This is a genomic window from Pseudomonas sp. FW305-3-2-15-E-TSA4, from assembly GCF_058787295.1.
The window spans coordinates 35,091-52,271 of record NZ_JBYSZP010000013.1; the positions used below are offsets into that span (position 1 = coordinate 35,091).

The 17,181-nt window shown below is 59.7% G+C and carries 16 protein-coding genes; 13 read left to right on the top strand and 3 right to left on the bottom strand.

Annotated features, from left to right (window positions below):
- Window positions 1-6 precede the first annotated feature (6 nt).
- From AC3WMV_RS18470 to AC3WMV_RS18520, 11 genes are all read left to right on the top strand, one after another.
- Complete coding sequence (locus tag AC3WMV_RS18470; protein ID WP_103368680.1) at window positions 7-2,805, top strand: LPS-assembly protein LptD; 2,799 nt, start codon at window positions 7-9, stop codon at window positions 2,803-2,805.
- Window positions 2,786-4,102, top strand: a complete 1,317-nt coding sequence (locus tag AC3WMV_RS18475) for a peptidylprolyl isomerase (protein ID WP_103368681.1) — start codon at window positions 2,786-2,788, stop codon at window positions 4,100-4,102. The genes AC3WMV_RS18470 and AC3WMV_RS18475 overlap by 20 nt, the downstream gene beginning before the upstream one ends.
- On the top strand, window positions 4,099-5,088 hold the full coding sequence (pdxA, locus tag AC3WMV_RS18480) for a 4-hydroxythreonine-4-phosphate dehydrogenase PdxA (protein ID WP_103368682.1): 990 nt from the start codon (window positions 4,099-4,101) through the stop codon (window positions 5,086-5,088). The genes AC3WMV_RS18475 and pdxA overlap by 4 nt, the downstream gene beginning before the upstream one ends.
- Window positions 5,085-5,900, top strand: a complete 816-nt coding sequence (rsmA, locus tag AC3WMV_RS18485; RefSeq protein ID WP_103368683.1) for a 16S rRNA (adenine(1518)-N(6)/adenine(1519)-N(6))-dimethyltransferase RsmA — start codon at window positions 5,085-5,087, stop codon at window positions 5,898-5,900. Before pdxA ends, rsmA begins: the two co-directional genes overlap by 4 nt.
- Before the next feature lie 113 nt (window positions 5,901-6,013).
- Window positions 6,014-6,394, top strand: a complete 381-nt coding sequence (apaG, locus tag AC3WMV_RS18490) for a Co2+/Mg2+ efflux protein ApaG (protein ID WP_027610717.1) — start codon at window positions 6,014-6,016, stop codon at window positions 6,392-6,394.
- Window positions 6,394-7,275, top strand: a complete 882-nt coding sequence (locus AC3WMV_RS18495; RefSeq protein WP_027610716.1) for a symmetrical bis(5'-nucleosyl)-tetraphosphatase — start codon at window positions 6,394-6,396, stop codon at window positions 7,273-7,275. The genes apaG and AC3WMV_RS18495 overlap by 1 nt, the downstream gene beginning before the upstream one ends.
- A 33-nt stretch (window positions 7,276-7,308) precedes the next feature.
- Window positions 7,309-7,638 (top strand): thiosulfate sulfurtransferase GlpE, encoded by a 330-nt coding sequence (glpE, locus tag AC3WMV_RS18500; RefSeq protein ID WP_027610715.1) that lies wholly within the window; start codon window positions 7,309-7,311, stop codon window positions 7,636-7,638.
- Window positions 7,639-7,932: 294 nt separating this feature from the next.
- Window positions 7,933-9,855, top strand: a complete 1,923-nt coding sequence (locus tag AC3WMV_RS18505) for a PrkA family serine protein kinase (RefSeq protein ID WP_003228848.1) — start codon at window positions 7,933-7,935, stop codon at window positions 9,853-9,855.
- 107 nt (window positions 9,856-9,962) lie between these two features.
- Window positions 9,963-11,234, top strand: a complete 1,272-nt coding sequence (locus AC3WMV_RS18510) for a YeaH/YhbH family protein (RefSeq protein WP_103368684.1) — start codon at window positions 9,963-9,965, stop codon at window positions 11,232-11,234.
- Window positions 11,231-12,793: a SpoVR family protein gene (locus AC3WMV_RS18515; protein ID WP_027610714.1), complete on the top strand. Its 1,563-nt coding sequence runs from the start codon at window positions 11,231-11,233 to the stop codon at window positions 12,791-12,793. Before AC3WMV_RS18510 ends, AC3WMV_RS18515 begins: the two co-directional genes overlap by 4 nt.
- Window positions 12,794-12,857: 64 nt before the next feature.
- Window positions 12,858-14,087, top strand: a complete 1,230-nt coding sequence (locus AC3WMV_RS18520; RefSeq protein ID WP_097089127.1) for a multifunctional CCA addition/repair protein — start codon at window positions 12,858-12,860, stop codon at window positions 14,085-14,087.
- An 80-nt stretch (window positions 14,088-14,167) separates the two neighbouring features.
- On the opposite strand, the gene folK is transcribed toward AC3WMV_RS18520, so the two are convergent.
- Entirely contained in the window at window positions 14,168-14,686 is a 519-nt protein-coding gene (folK, locus tag AC3WMV_RS18525) for a 2-amino-4-hydroxy-6-hydroxymethyldihydropteridine diphosphokinase (protein WP_097089125.1), read from the bottom strand.
- Window positions 14,677-15,033: a dihydroneopterin aldolase gene (gene folB / locus AC3WMV_RS18530; RefSeq protein ID WP_003228857.1), complete on the bottom strand. Its 357-nt coding sequence runs from the start codon at window positions 15,031-15,033 to the stop codon at window positions 14,677-14,679. The genes folK and folB overlap by 10 nt, the downstream gene beginning before the upstream one ends.
- A 74-nt stretch (window positions 15,034-15,107) precedes the next feature.
- On the opposite strand from folB, the gene plsY reads away from it, so the two are divergent.
- Window positions 15,108-15,677, top strand: coding sequence for a glycerol-3-phosphate 1-O-acyltransferase PlsY (plsY, locus tag AC3WMV_RS18535; protein ID WP_041070041.1), 570 nt, complete (start codon window positions 15,108-15,110; stop codon window positions 15,675-15,677).
- A 35-nt stretch (window positions 15,678-15,712) separates the two neighbouring features.
- On the opposite strand, the gene tsaD is transcribed toward plsY, so the two are convergent.
- A complete protein-coding gene (gene tsaD / locus AC3WMV_RS18540) occupies window positions 15,713-16,738 on the bottom strand; it encodes a tRNA (adenosine(37)-N6)-threonylcarbamoyltransferase complex transferase subunit TsaD (protein ID WP_027610710.1) in 1,026 nt (341 codons plus the stop codon).
- A 199-nt stretch (window positions 16,739-16,937) separates the two neighbouring features.
- Here tsaD and rpsU point away from each other — a divergent pair, with 199 nt between their 5' ends.
- Window positions 16,938-17,153: a 30S ribosomal protein S21 gene (rpsU, locus tag AC3WMV_RS18545; RefSeq protein WP_002551877.1), complete on the top strand. Its 216-nt coding sequence runs from the start codon at window positions 16,938-16,940 to the stop codon at window positions 17,151-17,153.
- Window positions 17,154-17,181: the final 28 nt, after the last annotated feature.

A 17,181-nucleotide genomic window follows, 5' to 3' on the forward strand; every position in this document is an offset into this window, starting at 1 on the left:
AATAAGATGGCATTGAAATCCCCCGCGTTTCGTAAAAAATTTCCGTTGTTGGTAACCGGCAGTCTGCTGGCTATGCAACCTCTGGCCAGTCAATTCGTTGTTGCCGCCGAGCAGTATGACTGCGCCGTCTCGGCAACGGGTGGCTGGGCGTGTGCGCCCAAGACGCCGGCAGCTGCATTGCCGCCGCGTCCGGTGCATGACGGCAGCGCTGTCAGCGCCGCCGGCGAAGCCCCGACCCAGAACGGTTCCACATCCGACACCGGCGCCAAGCCTGTGCTGGTCACCGAAGCCAAAGGCCGCGGCCTGAAATCCCGTAGCGAAGACTACAGTCACCTCGACTGGGTTCCGCGCGAGAAGCTCACCGCCGCCCAATTGGCCGAGACCGGTCCTTACTGCTCTGGTTCCTATATCGAACCGATTCGTCCTGGCATGAATGACAAGACGAATAAAAGTGACGCACCGACCTTTATCGGCGCCAAGGCCTCGCGCTACAACACCGAAGATCAGGTGGGTACGCTGGCCGGCGACGTGGTCCTGCGTCAGGGCAGCATGCAGGTCGAGTCCGACGAGGCCAGCCTGTATCAGGCCGAGAGCCGCGCCGAACTCAATGGCGACGTGCGCATTCGCGACAACGGCGCACTGATCGTCGGCGACCACGCCGATGTGCAGCTCGACACCGGTGAAGCCAAGGTCGACAACGCCGAATACGTGATGCACAAATCGCGCATCCGCGGTAACGCGCTGTACGCCAAGCGTGCCGAGAACGCGATCATCCGCTTGAAGGACGGCACGTATACCACGTGCGAACCGAACAGCAACGCCTGGCAGCTCAAGGGCAACAACATCACCCTGAACCCTGCCACCGGCTTCGGTACCGCGACCAACGTGACACTGCGGGTCAAGGACATTCCGATCCTGTACACGCCGTACATCTACTTCCCGATCGACGATCGTCGTCAATCGGGCTTCCTGCCGCCGACCATCGGCACCGGCAGCGATACCGGCTTCATGCTGGTGACCCCGTACTACTTCAACCTGGCGCCGAACTACGATGCCACGTTGTACCCGCGTTACATGAGCAAGCGCGGCATGCTGGTCGAAGGCGAGTTCCGTTACCTGACCAAGTCCAGCGAAGGCCAGTTTGGTGCGGCGTATCTGAACGACGAAGATACCGATCGCAGCAAGCAGTCCGATTACGAAAAAAATCGCTACATGTACAACTGGCAGCACAAGGGCGGTCTCGACTCCCGTGTGATGACTCAGGTCGACTACACCAAGATCAGCGATCCGTATTACTTCCAGGATCTGACCACTGATCAGATCGGCGTGAAAAGTGCTGACTTCGTGAACCAGCAAGGTCTGGTTTCCTATCGTGGCGACTCGTATACCGCCACGTTGAACGCTCAGCAGTACCAACTCGCGACCGTTTCGAACATCACGCCTTATGGTCGTCTGCCGCAGATCACCTTCAATGGTCAGCTGCCGTATCACCCGGAAGGTTTGAACTTCGATTACGAGACCGAGATTGTGCGGTTTGATCGTGATCTGAAAAACGGCAACTTCACCGATGAAGATGGCACCGTTACGCCACGCCTGGACACCAACGTACAAGGCTTGGCGCGCGCCAACGGCGACCGTCTGAACCTGAAGCCTGGCGTCAGCCTCCCGATGAACTGGACCTACGGCTTCCTGAAGCCGTCGCTCAAGTACCAGTACACCCAGTACCAACTGGATCTGGATGGCACTGGCAAATCGCAGATTGCTGCAATGTCTCCGGAAAACCAGAAGCTCAATGGCAAGTTCGACAGCAACCAGAACCGTGGCGTACCAATCGCCAGCGTCGACAGCGGCCTGTACTTCGACCGCAACACGTCGTACTTCGGCAAGAACTATCGCCAGACCCTGGAGCCGCGTCTGTTCTACCTCTATGTACCCAAGGTCGATCAGGAAGACATTCCGGTATTCGATACCAGTGAATACACCTTCAACTACGCATCGCTGTTCCGCGACAACCGCTTCTCCGGCTCCGACCGTGTCGGCGACGAGAACAAGCTGTCGCTGGGCGTGACCAGTCGCTGGATCGAAGACAATGGTTTCGAGCGTCAGCGCATCAGCGTCGGCCAGGCTTACTACTTCAAGGATCGTGAAGTCCAACTGCCAGGCATCGCGTTCAACGATCGTAAAGACGCCCAATCCGACGTATCACCGTACGCTCTGGAATACGAATATCGCTGGAACCGTGACTGGCGCACCACTGCCGACTACAACTGGGATCCGGACAGTCGCAGCCCGCGTTCCGGCAGCGCGATGTTCCATTACCAGCCTGAAGACAACCCGAACAAGGTGGTCAACGTCGGTTATCGCTATCGCAACGACCAGATCCGTTACGACCAGAACACCGGTAAGTGGGCCGTTGGTGGCGGTGACTATGGCACCCCGGGCCAGCCTGGCTACGTGAAGGACTACTACAAGATCCAGCAGCATGACTTCTCGGTCATCTGGCCAATCGTTCCGCAGTGGAGCGCGATCAGCCGCTGGCAGTACGACTACAACCGCAACCGTACGCTGGAAGCCTTCGGTGGTTTCGAATACGACAACTGCTGCTGGAAACTGCGCCTGATCAACCGTTACTGGGTTTCCTACGACGAATTCAGTCAGGAAGCTCCGCAAAACGAAAAAGGCGACCACGGCGTCTTCCTCCAAATTGTTCTGAAGGGACTCGGCGGCCTGACTGGCGCCAAGGTAGAGAGCTTCCTCGACAAAGGCATCCAAGGTTATCGTCAACGTGAAGACCAAGCTTTCTGATTCTCTGCGCCCGCTGCTGCTGGGCGCGCTGTTCCTGGGTACTGCGGCCAACGCCGCAGTACAGTCCATCGATAAAGTGGTCGCGATCGTTGATAACGACGTGGTCATGCAGAGCCAACTGGACCAGCGCGTCCACGAAGTTCAGCAGACCATCGCCAAGCGTGGCGGCGGCATGCCGCCTCCAGGCGTGCTGGATCAGCAGGTGCTCGAGCGCTTGATCGTCGAAAACCTGCAACTGCAGATCGGCGAGCGCTCCGGCATCCGCATTACCGATGAAGAGCTGAACCAGGCTGTCGGCACCATTGCCCAGCGCAACAACATGACCGTGGATCAATTCCGCGCCGCCCTGGCTCACGACGGCTTGTCCTATGACGACGCCCGTGACCAGATCAAGCGCGAGATGATCATCAGCCGTGTGCGTCAGCGTCGCGTGGCAGAGCGCATCCAGGTCTCCGAGCAGGAAGTGAAGAACTTCCTCGCCTCCGACCTGGGCAAGATGCAGCTGTCCGAAGAACTGCACCTGGCCAACATCCTGATTCCTACACCGGAAAGCGCCAACTCTGATGCGATTCAGAGCGCTTACCGTCAGGCGATGGACGTTTACCAGAAGCTCAAGCAAGGCGCTGACTTCGGTCAGATGGCCGTTGCCAAATCCGGCAGCGACAACGCTCTGGAAGGCGGCGACATGGGCTGGCGTAAAGCTGCGCAACTGCCACCGCCGTTCGATCGTGAGCTGAGCAGCATGGCCGTTGGCGACATCACTCAGCCTGCACGTACCCCAGGTGGTTTCATCATCCTCAAGTTGCTGGCCAAACGTGGTGGCGAAGCGCAGATGCGTGATGAGGTGCATGTGCGCCACATCCTGGTCAAGCCAAGCCCGATCCGTGACGAAGCCAAGACCAAAGCCCTGGTGCAATCGCTGTACGAGCGCATCCTGGCTGGCGAAGACTTCGCTGAACTGGCGAAGAACTACTCCGAAGACCCGGGTTCGGCGCTCAACGGTGGCGACCTGAACTGGATCGACCCGAACGCACTGGTACCGGAATTCCGCGAAGTGATGGCCAAGACCCCGCAAGGTCAGCTGTCCAAGCCGTTCCAGACCCAGTACGGCTGGCACGTACTGGAAGTCCTTGGCCGCCGCGCCACCGACAGCACCGAGCAGGCTCGCGAGCAACAAGCGATGACCGTTCTGCGTAACAAAAAATACGATGAAGAGCTGCAAAACTGGCTGCGTCAGATTCGTGAAGAAGCCTACGTAGAAATCAAACTCCCTGGTGCAGACCAGGCAGCGCAGTGAAACCCAAGCGTTTCGCGCTGACACCCGGCGAACCAGCCGGCATCGGTCCCGACCTGTGCCTGCTGCTCGCCTCGCAAGCCCAGCCACACCCCCTGATTGCCATCACCAGCCGCGACCTGCTCACCGAGCGGGCCGCGCAGCTGGGGCTGGCCGTCTCTTTGCGGGAGGTGGCACCCGGCCAATGGCCGGATATGCCGGCACCCGCCGGTAGCCTGTACGTCTGGGACACTCCGCTGAGCGCTCCCGTGGTTGCCGGGCAACTGGACAAGGCCAACGCTGCCTTCGTTCTGGAAACCCTGACCCGCGCCGGCAACGGCTGCCTGAACGGCGACTTCGCCGGGATGATCACCGCCCCTGTACATAAAGGCGTGATCAATGAATCCGGCATCCCGTTCTCCGGGCACACAGAATTTCTCGCTGACCTGACTCATACCGCACAAGTGGTCATGATGCTCGCCACCCGCGGCTTGCGCGTGGCACTGGTCACCACTCACCTGCCCCTGCGCGAGATCGCCGATGCGATCACGCCGGAACGGCTGGAACGGGTCACGCGGATTCTGCACGCCGAGCTGCAAGACAAATTCGGCATCGCCCGGCCACGCATCCTGGTCTGCGGGCTCAACCCGCACGCCGGTGAAGGCGGACACCTGGGCCATGAAGAAATCGACATCATCGAACCTACCTTAGAGCGCCTGCGCGGCGAGGGCATGGACCTTCGTGGCCCGCTGCCTGCCGACACTCTGTTTACCCCCAAATATCTGGAGCACTGCGACGCAGTGCTGGCGATGTACCACGACCAGGGCCTGCCCGTGCTGAAGTACAAAGGCTTCGGCGCCGCAGTCAACATTACCCTTGGCCTGCCGATCATCCGCACCTCGGTCGATCACGGCACCGCCCTGGATCTGGCCGGCAGCGGCAAGATCGACACCGGCAGCCTGCAGGTCGCCCTGGAAACCGCCTACCAGATGGCCGAGACCCGTTTATGACCGAGCAATACCAACACAAGGCGCGCAAACGCTTTGGCCAGAACTTCCTGCACGACGCCGGCGTCATCGACCGCATCCTGCGCTCCATCAGTGCCAAATCCGGCGACCGCATGCTGGAAATCGGCCCGGGCCAGGGCGCGCTGACCGCTGGCCTGCTCAACTCCGGTGCGCAGCTCGACGTGGTGGAACTGGACAAGGACCTGATCCCGATCCTCAACCAGCAGTTTGCCGGCAAGAGCAACTTCAACCTGCATCAGGGCGATGCGCTGAAGTTCGACTTCAACACCCTCAACGCTGCGCCGAACAGCCTGCGCGTGGTCGGCAACCTGCCGTACAACATCTCAACGCCGCTGATTTTCCACCTGCTGAACAACGCCGGCATCATTCGCGACATGCACTTCATGTTGCAGAAGGAAGTGGTCGAGCGCCTGGCCGCAGGCCCGGGTGGCGGGGACTGGGGTCGTCTGTCGATCATGGTTCAGTATCACTGCCGTGTGGAACACCTGTTCAACGTCGGCCCGGGCGCGTTCAACCCGCCGCCGAAGGTCGACTCGGCCATCGTCCGTCTGGTGCCGCACGCGGTACTGCCGCACCCGGCCAAGGATCATCGCCTGCTCGAGCGCGTCGTTCGCGAAGCCTTCAACCAGCGTCGCAAGACCCTGCGCAACACCCTCAAGCAATTGATGACCGCCGCCGAAATCGAAGCCGCCGGCGTCGATGGCAGCTTGCGCCCCGAGCAACTGGACCTGGCCGCATTCGTGCGCCTGGCCGACAAGCTTAGCGAGCAAGCCCCCGCCTCCACCGCCGACTGACCGGCGATGAACGCTATCGGGCGGGACGCCACTCTGGTTTACTGCCCGATACTTGCCTAGACTGATTCCCCATCAGCTACGCCTCGCGTCCGCTTTGCTTAAGGCCCTTTTGCATGTCCGATTCTCGTTATCAGGTCGACGTCAGTGTCGTTACCCGCTACCTGGCAGAACAATCGCAACCCGAGCACAACCGCTTCGCCTTCGCCTACACCATCACCGTGCAGAACAATGGCGAGCGCCCTGCCCAGCTGATGTCACGACATTGGGTGATTACCGACGGTGACGGGCATGTCGAAGAGGTTCGCGGCGCTGGCGTCGTCGGCCAGCAACCGCTGATCGAGGCTGGCAAAAGCCACACCTACAGCAGCGGCACGGTGATGACCACCAAGGTCGGCACCATGGAGGGCACTTACGAAATGGTCGCCGATGACGGCAAGCATTTCGACGCGATCATCAAACCTTTCCGCCTCGCCGTCCCCGGAGCCCTGCACTGATGACGACGTACGCCGTCGGCGACCTGCAAGGCTGCCTCGAACCGCTCAAATGTCTGCTCAAGCAAGTGGCTTTCGACCCGAAGCTCGATCGGCTGTGGCTGGTCGGCGACCTGGTCAACCGCGGCCCGCAATCGCTGGAGACCCTGCGTTTTCTCTACGGCATGCGCGATTCGCTGGTTTGCGTACTGGGTAACCATGACCTGCACCTGCTCGCTGCGGCCAACAACATTGAGCGCCTGAAGAAGTCCGATACCCTGCGCGAGATCATTGAAGCCCCCGACGCAGCCGATCTGCTCGAGTGGCTGCGCCAGCAGAAACTCATGCACTACGACGAACAACGCGAAGTAGCCATGGTGCACGCAGGCATCCCACCGCAGTGGTCCTTGCGCAAGGCCCTGAAGTACGCGGCCGAGGCCGAAGCGGCACTGCGTGACGACAACCTGTTTCCGCTGTATCTCGATGGCATGTACGGCAATGAGCCGGCGAAGTGGGACAGCGAGCTCACGGGCGTGACCCGCCTGCGTGTCATCACCAACTATTTCACCCGCATGCGCTTCTGCACCGCCGAGGGCAAGCTCGACCTCAAGAGCAAGGAAGGTCTCGACACTGCCCCGCCCGGCTATAAGCCATGGTTCCAGCACAAAGAGCGCAAGACCCGCGGTCTGCGCATCATTTTCGGCCACTGGGCCGCGCTGGAAGGCGATGTCCGTGAACCGGGCATCTCGGCACTGGACACCGGTTGTGTCTGGGGCGGCAGCCTGACCCTGATGAACGTCGACAGCGGCGAGCGCGTGTCATGCAAATGCGATGAACACGGCGGGCTTGCGCCATCAGTCGCACCACTTATCCCCGAAACTCCACCAGTCAGCGCCCCGCGTTAGACTGCGCACTCTGCCGAGCTACAGGAACCCGCCATGAGCGAATTCAAACGAATCCCCCCGGAACAGGCCCATGCCCTGCGTGAGCAAGGCGCAGTCGTGGTCGATGTCCGTGATCCTGCAACTTTTGCCGCCCTGCATATCAGCGGTTCGAAGCATCTGGACAACCACTCGCTGCACGCCTTCATTCAAGGCGCCGACCTCGATGCACCGACCGTTGTCGTCTGCTACCACGGCAATTCCAGCCAGGGCGCGGCCGCCTACCTGATCAGCCAGGGCTTCTCCGACGTCTACAGCATGGACGGCGGCTTCGAGCTGTGGCGTGCGACTTATCCGTCGGAAACCGCGCAAGGCACCGCCGAATAATTTTTTTGTCACGCGCAGGCCCCGGCTGCCGTGGGCCTGCGCGCGGCAGACGAACGGTCTGCCACAACTAATTACGTATCTCGCCTTTACCTCCCGAATTCCCAACTATCCTTAAGCCCAGGCCATCCAAAACAGGGGAGAGCCGGTACACCGGCGCACGGGTCATCGGGAGTGACTTTCAAGGTTGTCGACCGCGAAAGTGTTCTGGGGGGTAAACAGGCAGCCACCACGGCTGCTTGCCAGCATCGACTGAGTGATCCGGCGTCGGCTCCACGTATCGAGCGAGGTGACGTCATGAGTATCTTTAGCCACTTCCAACAACGCTTCGAGTCCACACGCCAGGAAGAACTCTCGCTGCAGGAGTACCTGGAGCTGTGCAAAAAGGACCGCAGCGCTTACGTTTCCGCCGCCGAGCGTCTATTGATGGCCATCGGCGAACCCGAGCTGCTCGACACGTCGACCAACTCGCGGCTGTCGCGGATCTTCTCCAACAAGGTGATTCGTCGCTATCCGGCCTTTGAAGACTTCCACGGGATGGAAGAATGCATCGACCAGATCGTCTCGTATTTCCGCCATGCCGCCCAAGGCCTGGAAGAGAAGAAACAGATCCTCTACCTGCTCGGCCCCGTCGGTGGCGGTAAATCGTCCCTGGCCGAGAAGCTGAAACAGTTGATGGAAAAAGTGCCCTTCTATGCGATCAAGGGCTCGCCGGTATTCGAATCGCCTCTGGGTCTGTTCAACGCCACCGAAGATGGCGCGATCCTCGAGGAAGACTTCGGCATCCCGCGGCGCTACCTGAACACCATCATGTCACCGTGGGCGACCAAACGCCTGGCCGAATTCGGTGGCGACATCAGCCAGTTCCGTGTGGTCAAACTGTACCCGTCGATCCTCAACCAGATCGCCGTGGCCAAGACCGAACCGGGCGACGAGAACAACCAGGACATCTCGGCGCTGGTCGGTAAGGTCGACATCCGCAAACTCGAGGAATACCCACAGAACGACGCCGACGCCTACAGCTACTCCGGTGCGCTGTGCCGGGCCAACCAGGGCCTGATGGAATTCGTCGAAATGTTCAAGGCACCGATCAAGGTGCTGCACCCATTGCTGACCGCCACGCAGGAAGGCAACTACAACAGTACCGAAGGGCTGGGGGCGATTCCGTTCACCGGGATCCTGCTCGCGCACTCCAACGAATCGGAGTGGCACACCTTCCGCAACAACAAGAACAACGAAGCGTTCATCGACCGGATCTACATCGTCAAAGTGCCGTACTGCCTACGGGTCAGCGACGAGGTGAAGATTTACGACAAATTGCTGTTCAACAGTTCGCTGGCCAAAGCCCACTGCGCCCCCGACACTCTGAAGATGCTGGCGCAGTTCACCGTGCTGTCGCGCCTCAAGGAGCCGGAAAACTCCAACATCTATTCGAAGATGCGCGTCTATGACGGGGAAAACCTCAAGGACACCGATCCAAAGGCCAAGTCGATCCAGGAATACCGCGATTCGGCGGGTGTCGACGAAGGCATGAACGGTCTCTCGACCCGTTTCGCGTTCAAGATTCTGTCCAAGGTGTTCAACTTCGATCCGCATGAAATCGCCGCCAACCCGGTGCACCTGTTGTATGTGCTGGAACAACAGATCGAGCAGGAACAGTTCCAGGCCGAGACCCGCGAACGCTACCTGCGCTACCTCAAGGAATACCTGGCGCCGCGTTATATCGAATTCATCGGCAAGGAGATCCAGACCGCTTATCTGGAGTCTTACAGCGAGTACGGGCAGAACATCTTCGACCGCTATGTGCTGTATGCGGACTTCTGGATCCAGGATCAGGAATACCGCGATCCGGAAACCGGCGAGATTCTCAACCGTGTCGCCCTGAACGAAGAACTGGAGAAAATCGAGAAACCGGCGGGCATCAGCAATCCGAAGGATTTCCGCAACGAAATCGTCAACTTCGTGTTGCGCGCCCGAGCCAACAACAACGGCAAGAACCCGACCTGGCTCAGCTACGAGAAACTGCGGGTGGTCATCGAGAAGAAAATGTTCTCGAACACCGAAGACCTGCTGCCAGTCATCAGCTTCAATGCCAAGGCGAGCAAAGAGGATCAACAGAAACACAACGACTTCGTTACTCGAATGGTCGAACGCGGCTACACCGACAAACAGGTAAGACTTCTGTCCGAATGGTACCTACGGGTCCGGAAATCGCAGTAAAACAGCTACAAGCTTCAAGCTACGAGCTGCAAGAAAAAAGCATGTGAACGCTGTGCTTCTACTTGCGGCTCGCAGCTCACAACTTGAAGCTGCCCGGAGGGCCACGTATGAGCTATGTGATCGACCGACGTCTCAATGGCAAGAACAAGAGCACGGTGAACCGCCAGCGCTTCCTGCGGCGTTACCGTGATCACATCAAGAAGGCTGTCGAAGAGGCAGTCAGCCGCCGTTCCATCACCGACATGGAACACGGCGAACAGATCAGCATTCCCGGTCGCGATATCGACGAACCGGTGCTTCACCACGGTCGCGGCGGCAAGCAGACCGTGGTTCATCCCGGCAACAAGGAATTCACTGCTGGCGAACACATCGCCAGGCCTCCGGGGGGCGGCGGTGGACGCGGTCCCGGCAAGGCTGGCAATTCCGGCGAGGGCATGGACGAATTCGTCTTCCAGATCACCCAGGAGGAATTCCTCGAGTTCATGTTCGAGGACCTTGAACTGCCGAATCTGGTGAAACGCAACCTGAGCGGTACCGACACCTTCAAGACCGTGCGCGCGGGGATCAGCAACGAGGGCAACCCGTCACGGATCAATATCATCCGCACCCTGCGCTCGGCCCACGCCCGGCGCATTGCGCTGTCCGGCAGCAGCCGTGCCAAACTGCGCGAGACCAAAGAGGAACTGGCGCGATTAAAGCGCGAAGAGCCGGACAACTTCGGCGATATTCAGGAACTCGAAGCGGAAATCGAAAAACTCAGCGCGCGCATCCACCGCGTGCCGTTCCTTGATACGTTCGACCTCAAGTACAACCTGCTGATCAAGCAACCCAACCCCAGCTCGAAAGCGGTGATGTTCTGCCTGATGGACGTATCCGGCTCGATGACCCAAGCGACCAAGGACATCGCCAAACGCTTTTTCATCCTGCTGTACCTGTTCCTCAAACGGAACTACGACAAGATCGACGTAGTGTTCATCCGCCACCACACCAGTGCCCGGGAAGTGGACGAGGAAGAGTTTTTCTATTCGCGGGAAACCGGTGGCACCATCGTCTCCAGCGCCCTGAAGCTGATGCAGGAGATCATGGCCGAGCGCTACCCGAGCAACGAGTGGAACATCTACGCCGCGCAGGCTTCCGACGGCGACAACTGGAACGATGACTCGCCGATCTGCCGCGACATCCTGATCAATCAGATCATGCCGTTTGTGCAGTACTACACTTATGTGGAGATCACCCCGCGCGAACACCAGGCCCTCTGGTACGAATACGAACGCATCGCCGAAGCCTTTTCCGACACGTTTGCCCAGCAGCAACTGGTCTCGGCCGGGGATATCTATCCGGTCTTCCGTGAACTCTTCCAGCGCAGGTTAGTGACATGACCGCCAAAGAGCAGAAACGCCAACCCATTTCCACCGGCTCCGAATGGACGTTCGAGCTGATCCAGGCCTACGACCGCGAAATCGCCCGGATTGCGGCCGGCTATGCCCTGGACACCTATCCCAACCAGATCGAAGTGATCACCGCCGAACAGATGATGGACGCCTATGCCTCGGTCGGCATGCCACTGGGCTATCACCACTGGTCCTACGGCAAACACTTCCTCAGCACCGAGAAATCCTACAGCCGCGGCCAGATGGGGCTGGCCTACGAGATCGTGATCAACTCGGATCCGTGCATTGCCTATCTGATGGAAGAAAACACCATCTGCATGCAGGCGCTGGTGGTGGCACACGCGTGCTATGGCCATAACAGTTTCTTCAAGGGCAATTACCTGTTCCGCACCTGGACCGATGCCAGTTCGATCATCGATTACCTGGTGTTCGCCAAGCAGTACATCATGCAATGCGAGGAGCGCCACGGTATCGATGCGGTGGAGGACCTGCTCGACTCCTGCCATGCGCTGATGAATTACGGGGTCGATCGCTACAAGCGTCCGTATCCGATTTCCGCCGAGGAAGAACGCCGGCGGCAGAAGGATCGCGAAGAGCACCTGCAGAAGCAGATCAACGATCTGTGGCGCACCATCCCCAAAGGCGCGGACAAGTACAGCGACAAGGACAACGCCCGGTTCCCGGCCGAGCCGCAGGAAAACATCCTGTATTTCATCGAGAAGCACGCGCCGTTGCTGGAGCCGTGGCAACGGGAGATCGTGCGGATCGTGCGCAAGATCGCCCAGTATTTTTATCCACAGCGTCAGACGCAGGTGATGAACGAGGGCTGGGCCACCTTCTGGCACTACACCCTGATGAACGACCTGTACGACGAGGGCCTGGTGACCGACGGGTTCATGATGGAATTCCTCACCTCGCATACCAGCGTGGTGTTCCAGCCAGGCTTCGACAGCCCTTACTACAACGGGATCAACCCTTACGCACTGGGCTTCGCGATGTATCGCGACATCCGCCGCATGTGCGAAAACCCCACCGAGGAAGACCGGCGCTGGTTTCCGGACATCGCCGGATCCGACTGGCTGTCGAGCATCAAGTTCGCCATGAGCAGCTTCAAGGATGAGAGCTTCATCCTCCAGTACCTGTCACCCAAAGTGATCCGCGACCTGAAGCTCTTCAGCATCCTCGATGACGATCAGAAGGACGATTTGCTGGTGCCTGCGATCCACGACGAAACCGGTTACCGGATCATCCGCGAAACCCTGGCCGCGCAGTACAACCTCGGCAACCGCGAACCGAACGTGCAGATCTACAGCATCGACCGCCGCGGCGACCGCTCGCTGACCCTGCGTCACCAGCAACATGACCGCAAACCCTTGGGCGATTCCACCGACGAGGTACTGAAACATCTGCACCGGTTGTGGGGCTTCGACATTCACCTGGAAACCCTTCAGGGCGACCAGATCATGAAAACTCACCACGTACCGCCGCGAAGTGAACACAGCGAGGGTGATTACGGTCGACTCGACCTGGCCGTGATTCATCTCTAGATGCGGTTCTGACCTCCGAAAGTCCGACACAAGGGTTATCCTGTCGGGCTAACGGAGGTTTTTTATGCAGATTTTCAAGGTTGGCGGTGCGGTACGCGATCGCTTGCTGGGTATACCGGTCACCGACGTTGATCGGGTGGTGGTGGGCGCGACCACTGAGGAAATGCTCGCCCAAGGGTTTCGCCCCGTGGGTGCGGATTTTCCGGTATTCCTTCACCCGAATACCGGCGAGGAATACGCGCTTGCCCGTACCGAACGCAAAAGCGGTCGCGGTTATGGCGGGTTCACTTTTCACGCAAGCCCCGAAGTCACTCTGGAAGAAGACCTGATCCGTCGTGATCTGACCATCAATGCGATAGCTGAGGACGACCAGCAGAACCTCACCGATCCCTATCATGGGCAACGCGATCTCGAAGCGCGGATCCTGCGCCACGTTTCCCCCGCATTCGCCGAAGATCCGCTCCGCGTGCTGCGCGTTGCGCGCTTTGCTGCCCGTTATGCCAGTCTTGGCTTCACTGTCGCACCAGAAACACTGGAACTGATGCGCCAGCTCAGCGAGTCCGGCGAACTGCAGGCGCTGACCGCCGAACGCAGCTGGAAAGAAATCTCCCGCGCACTGATGGAAGATCAGCCGCAGGTATTCATCCAGGTGCTGCGCGATTGCGGCGCACTGAAAGAACTGATGCCGGAAGTCGACGCGCTGTTTGGCGTGCCACAACCGGAAGTGCATCACCCGGAAATCGACACCGGCCTGCACACTCTCAGCGTTCTGGAGCAATCAGCGCTGCACAAACAACCGCTGACAGTACGCTGGGCTTGCCTGCTGCATGACCTCGGCAAAGGCCTGACGCCGGAAGAAGAGTGGCCACGACATATCGCCCATGAACACACTGGGTTGAAGCTGATCAAAGCGGTCAACGAACGCTTCAAGGCACCGAAGGATTGTCAGGAGTTGGCCTTGCTTGTCGGCAAGTACCACACCCACTGTCACCGGGCGCTGGAATTGAAGGCCTCAACATTGCTGGAGCTGTTGCAGAGCTTTGATGTGTATCGACGACCGCAGCGGTTTGAAGAGTTTATCGGCGCATGCGAAATGGACGCCCGAGGCCGTAAAGGGCTGGAGCAGAGAAGTTATCCACAGGCCGATTATTTACGCGGCGCTGCCCAGGCTGCGCGGGAAGTCGCGGTGCAGCCGTTGCTGGAGAAGGGATTCAAAGGCCCGGAACTGGGCGAAGCGCTGAAGCGAGAACGACTGAAGGCGCTAAAAGCCTACAAAGACAAGGCGTCAGCCTGAAAAGCTTCGCGAGCAAGCCCGCTCCCACAAGGGGAATGCATTCCAAATGTGTGGGCTTGCTCGCGAAAGCGGCCGTTAATTCAACGTAAATCCGAAGACGTCAGTTGCTGCCCACGCCACTCAAAGGCCACCGGCGCCAACACCTGATCAATCTGCGCCTCGGCCCACAACGTCGCGAAGCTTTTTCCCACACCCGGATGCACTCGATCCGGCGCAATCAGCGACAGCGGCCACAGCACAAAGGCGTTTTTCAGGATTTCGGCACGCGGCAGGATCAAGCCGTCGAAGTTACCGGTCAGATCGCCGTATAACAGCACGTCGATATCCAGCGGCAGCCCCTTGCGATCCGGCGCATAGCGACCGTTATCGGCTTCGATGAATTTCAGGCGCCGATCCAGCTCCATCAAGGGCAGATCGGTAAACGCCGAGACCACGAAGTTGAAGAAAGGCCCGCTCTTGATCCCCACCGGCTGACTCTCGAACACCGCCGAACAGCGGATATCCACCAGAAACGTCGCCAAAGCGTCGAGCCCGGCGCGCAAATGGGTTTCGCGCTCGATATTGCTACCGAGCCCGAGGTACACCTGAGTCAGCGACATCCGCGCTCGATCTCCACACCCACGCCACCCTTGGCGGCCGGCACGGCGCCCGGCTTGGTCAGTTTCAGACGAACCCAGGTGATCTTGAATTCGGCCATCAGCACTTCGACCAGGCGCTCGGCAAAGGTCTCGACCAGTTGATATTGGGATTGCTCGGCAAAGGCCTGGATGCGCGTGGAAACGCTGGCGTAATCGAGCGCCAGGGTCAGGTCGTCACCGGCGGCGGCCGGGCGATTGTCCCAGGCGAAGCTCAGATCAAGACGCAGGCACTGTCGAATGCCCCGCTCCCAGTCGTAAGCACCGATCACGGTGTCGACTTCCAGGCCCTCGATAAACACTCTGTCCAAGCACTTTTCTCCGCTGCACGACAAGGGCGCAATGCGCCGTTAGAATCAGGGCGTCCTCGCCCGGAATAGTTAGCATGTTTTGGTTACTGGCGACTCTCGCCTACCTGCTCGGCTCTCTGTCCTTCGCCATTTTGCTCAGCCGCCTGACCGGAAACCCGGATCCGCGAATGAGTGGCTCGGGTAATGCCGGCGCCACCAACATGCTGCGCCTGGCCGGTCGCAAACTGGCGATCCTGACCCTGCTGGGTGATCTGTGCAAAGGCCTGCTGCCGGTGCTGATCGCAGCGGCCGCAGGCCTTTCGCTGCAGGATCAGGCCTGGATCGGCGTGTGCGCCGTGATCGGTCACCTGTTCCCGCTGTATTTCCGTTTTCGCGGCGGCAAAGGCGTCGCCACCGCCGCCGGCATGCTGCTGGGCCTGTATCCACCCGCCGCGCTGCTGGCGGTGTGCGCCTGGCTGCTGACGTTCTACCTGACCCGTACCAGCTCGCTGGCGGCGCTGATCGCCACGCCCCTGACCTTGCCCTTACTGGCGTGGCAAGAACCGGAGGCGCTGCTGCCGATGAGCGCGTTGACATTGCTGATCGTCTGGCGCCACCGCGGCAATCTACGCGACCTGTTTGCCGGGCGCGAACGGCATTTTTAAATACCGCTCAGCCACACCGCCAATCGCACCCCCAATCACAGTGCCGACAACTGCTCCATCGGCCAGCGCGCCTGCACGCTGATCGCCAGACTTTCCTGCTGACCGGCCTGCAAACGCTGACAACCGGCAAACGCGATCATCGCGCCATTGTCGGTGCAGAACTCCGGGCGGGCGTAGAACACATCGCCCTGCATGTCGCCGAGCATCTTTTCCAGTGAAGCGCGCAAGGCCTTGTTGGCGCTGACGCCGCCAGCGATCACCAGACGCTTCATGCCCGCGTGTTTCAGGGCGCGCTTGCACTTGATGGTCAAAGTCTCCACCACGGCCTGCTGGAACGCCAGCGCGATGTCGCAACGGGCTTGCTCGCTGTCGTCCCCGGCGTTGACGCATTGCTGCCAGGTATTGAGAGCAAAGGTCTTCAAGCCGCTGAAGCTGAAATCCAGGCCCGGGCGATCACACATCGGACGCGGGAAGGTGAAACGTCCTACGACGCCCTTCTCGGCCAGCTTGGCGATTTCCGGCCCGCCCGGATAATTGAGGCCCATCATTTTCGCGGTTTTGTCGAACGCTTCGCCGGCGGCATCGTCGAGGGTCTCGCCGAGCAGGCTGTATTGGCCAATACCATCGACCTGAACCAGCTGCGTATGCCCCCCGGAAACCAACAAAGCGACGAACGGGAATTCCGGCGGTTTTGGCTCCAGCATCGGCGCCAGCAGGTGGCCTTCCATATGGTGCACACCGAGTGCCGGAATGCCCCAGGCAAACGCCAGTGCCTGAGCGCACGAAGCACCGACCAGCAGCGCCCCGACCAGGCCCGGGCCCGCGGTGTAGGCGATCGCATCGATCTCGGTCGGCACGCAGTCGGCCTCGGCCAACACCTGACGAATCAAGGGCAGCATGCGTTTGACGTGGTCACGCGAGGCCAGCTCCGGCACCACGCCGCCATAGACGCGGTGCAGGTCGATCTGGCTGAACAGCGCGTCGGCCAGCAGGCCGCGTTCACTGTCGTATAATGCGACGCCGGTTTCGTCGCAGGAGGTTTCTAATCCCAGTACTAGCATGGGTTTGCGCCTTGTTTAGGCTGAATTCGAAGGCGCGCATAATAGTCGCCATGCGATGCCCCGACTAGCGGTTTTCGATCAGAGGCTTTGCATTCCGAGCGATGAGGGGTTAACATCCGCAACCCTTAAAAACCGACGTCTTCAAGTGCTCTTTTGCCGCGAGGATGTTGACCCCGGTAATGAATGAAGGTAGCTCTGGATGCCAGCCGTCAAAGTTAAAGAGAACGAACCCTTCGACGTAGCTCTGCGTCGTTTCAAGCGCTCCTGCGAAAAAGCCGGTGTACTGGCTGAAGTTCGTAGCCGCGAATTTTACGAGAAGCCAACTTCTGAGCGTAAGCGCAAAGCAGCAGCCGCTGTTAAGCGTCACGCCAAGAAAGTTCAGCGCGAACAGCGCCGCGCCGTTCGTCTGTACTAATACACAGACGATCGTAGCAAGTTTCTTG

Coding starts and splice junctions, on each gene's coding strand:
- AC3WMV_RS18470 (WP_103368680.1), top strand. CDS start 7: ATGGCATTGAAATCCCCCGCGTTTCGTAAAAAATTTCCGTTGTTGGTA.
- rsmA (WP_103368683.1), top strand. CDS start 5,085: ATGACCGAGCAATACCAACACAAGGCGCGCAAACGCTTTGGCCAGAAC.
- apaG (WP_027610717.1), top strand. CDS start 6,014: ATGTCCGATTCTCGTTATCAGGTCGACGTCAGTGTCGTTACCCGCTAC.
- AC3WMV_RS18495 (WP_027610716.1), top strand. CDS start 6,394: ATGACGACGTACGCCGTCGGCGACCTGCAAGGCTGCCTCGAACCGCTC.
- glpE (WP_027610715.1), top strand. CDS start 7,309: ATGAGCGAATTCAAACGAATCCCCCCGGAACAGGCCCATGCCCTGCGT.
- AC3WMV_RS18505 (WP_003228848.1), top strand. CDS start 7,933: ATGAGTATCTTTAGCCACTTCCAACAACGCTTCGAGTCCACACGCCAG.
- AC3WMV_RS18510 (WP_103368684.1), top strand. CDS start 9,963: ATGAGCTATGTGATCGACCGACGTCTCAATGGCAAGAACAAGAGCACG.
- AC3WMV_RS18515 (WP_027610714.1), top strand. CDS start 11,231: ATGACCGCCAAAGAGCAGAAACGCCAACCCATTTCCACCGGCTCCGAA.
- AC3WMV_RS18520 (WP_097089127.1), top strand. CDS start 12,858: ATGCAGATTTTCAAGGTTGGCGGTGCGGTACGCGATCGCTTGCTGGGT.
- folK (WP_097089125.1), bottom strand. CDS start 14,686: ATGTCGCTGACTCAGGTGTACCTCGGGCTCGGTAGCAATATCGAGCGC.
- plsY (WP_041070041.1), top strand. CDS start 15,108: ATGTTTTGGTTACTGGCGACTCTCGCCTACCTGCTCGGCTCTCTGTCC.
- tsaD (WP_027610710.1), bottom strand. CDS start 16,738: ATGCTAGTACTGGGATTAGAAACCTCCTGCGACGAAACCGGCGTCGCA.
- rpsU (WP_002551877.1), top strand. CDS start 16,938: ATGCCAGCCGTCAAAGTTAAAGAGAACGAACCCTTCGACGTAGCTCTG.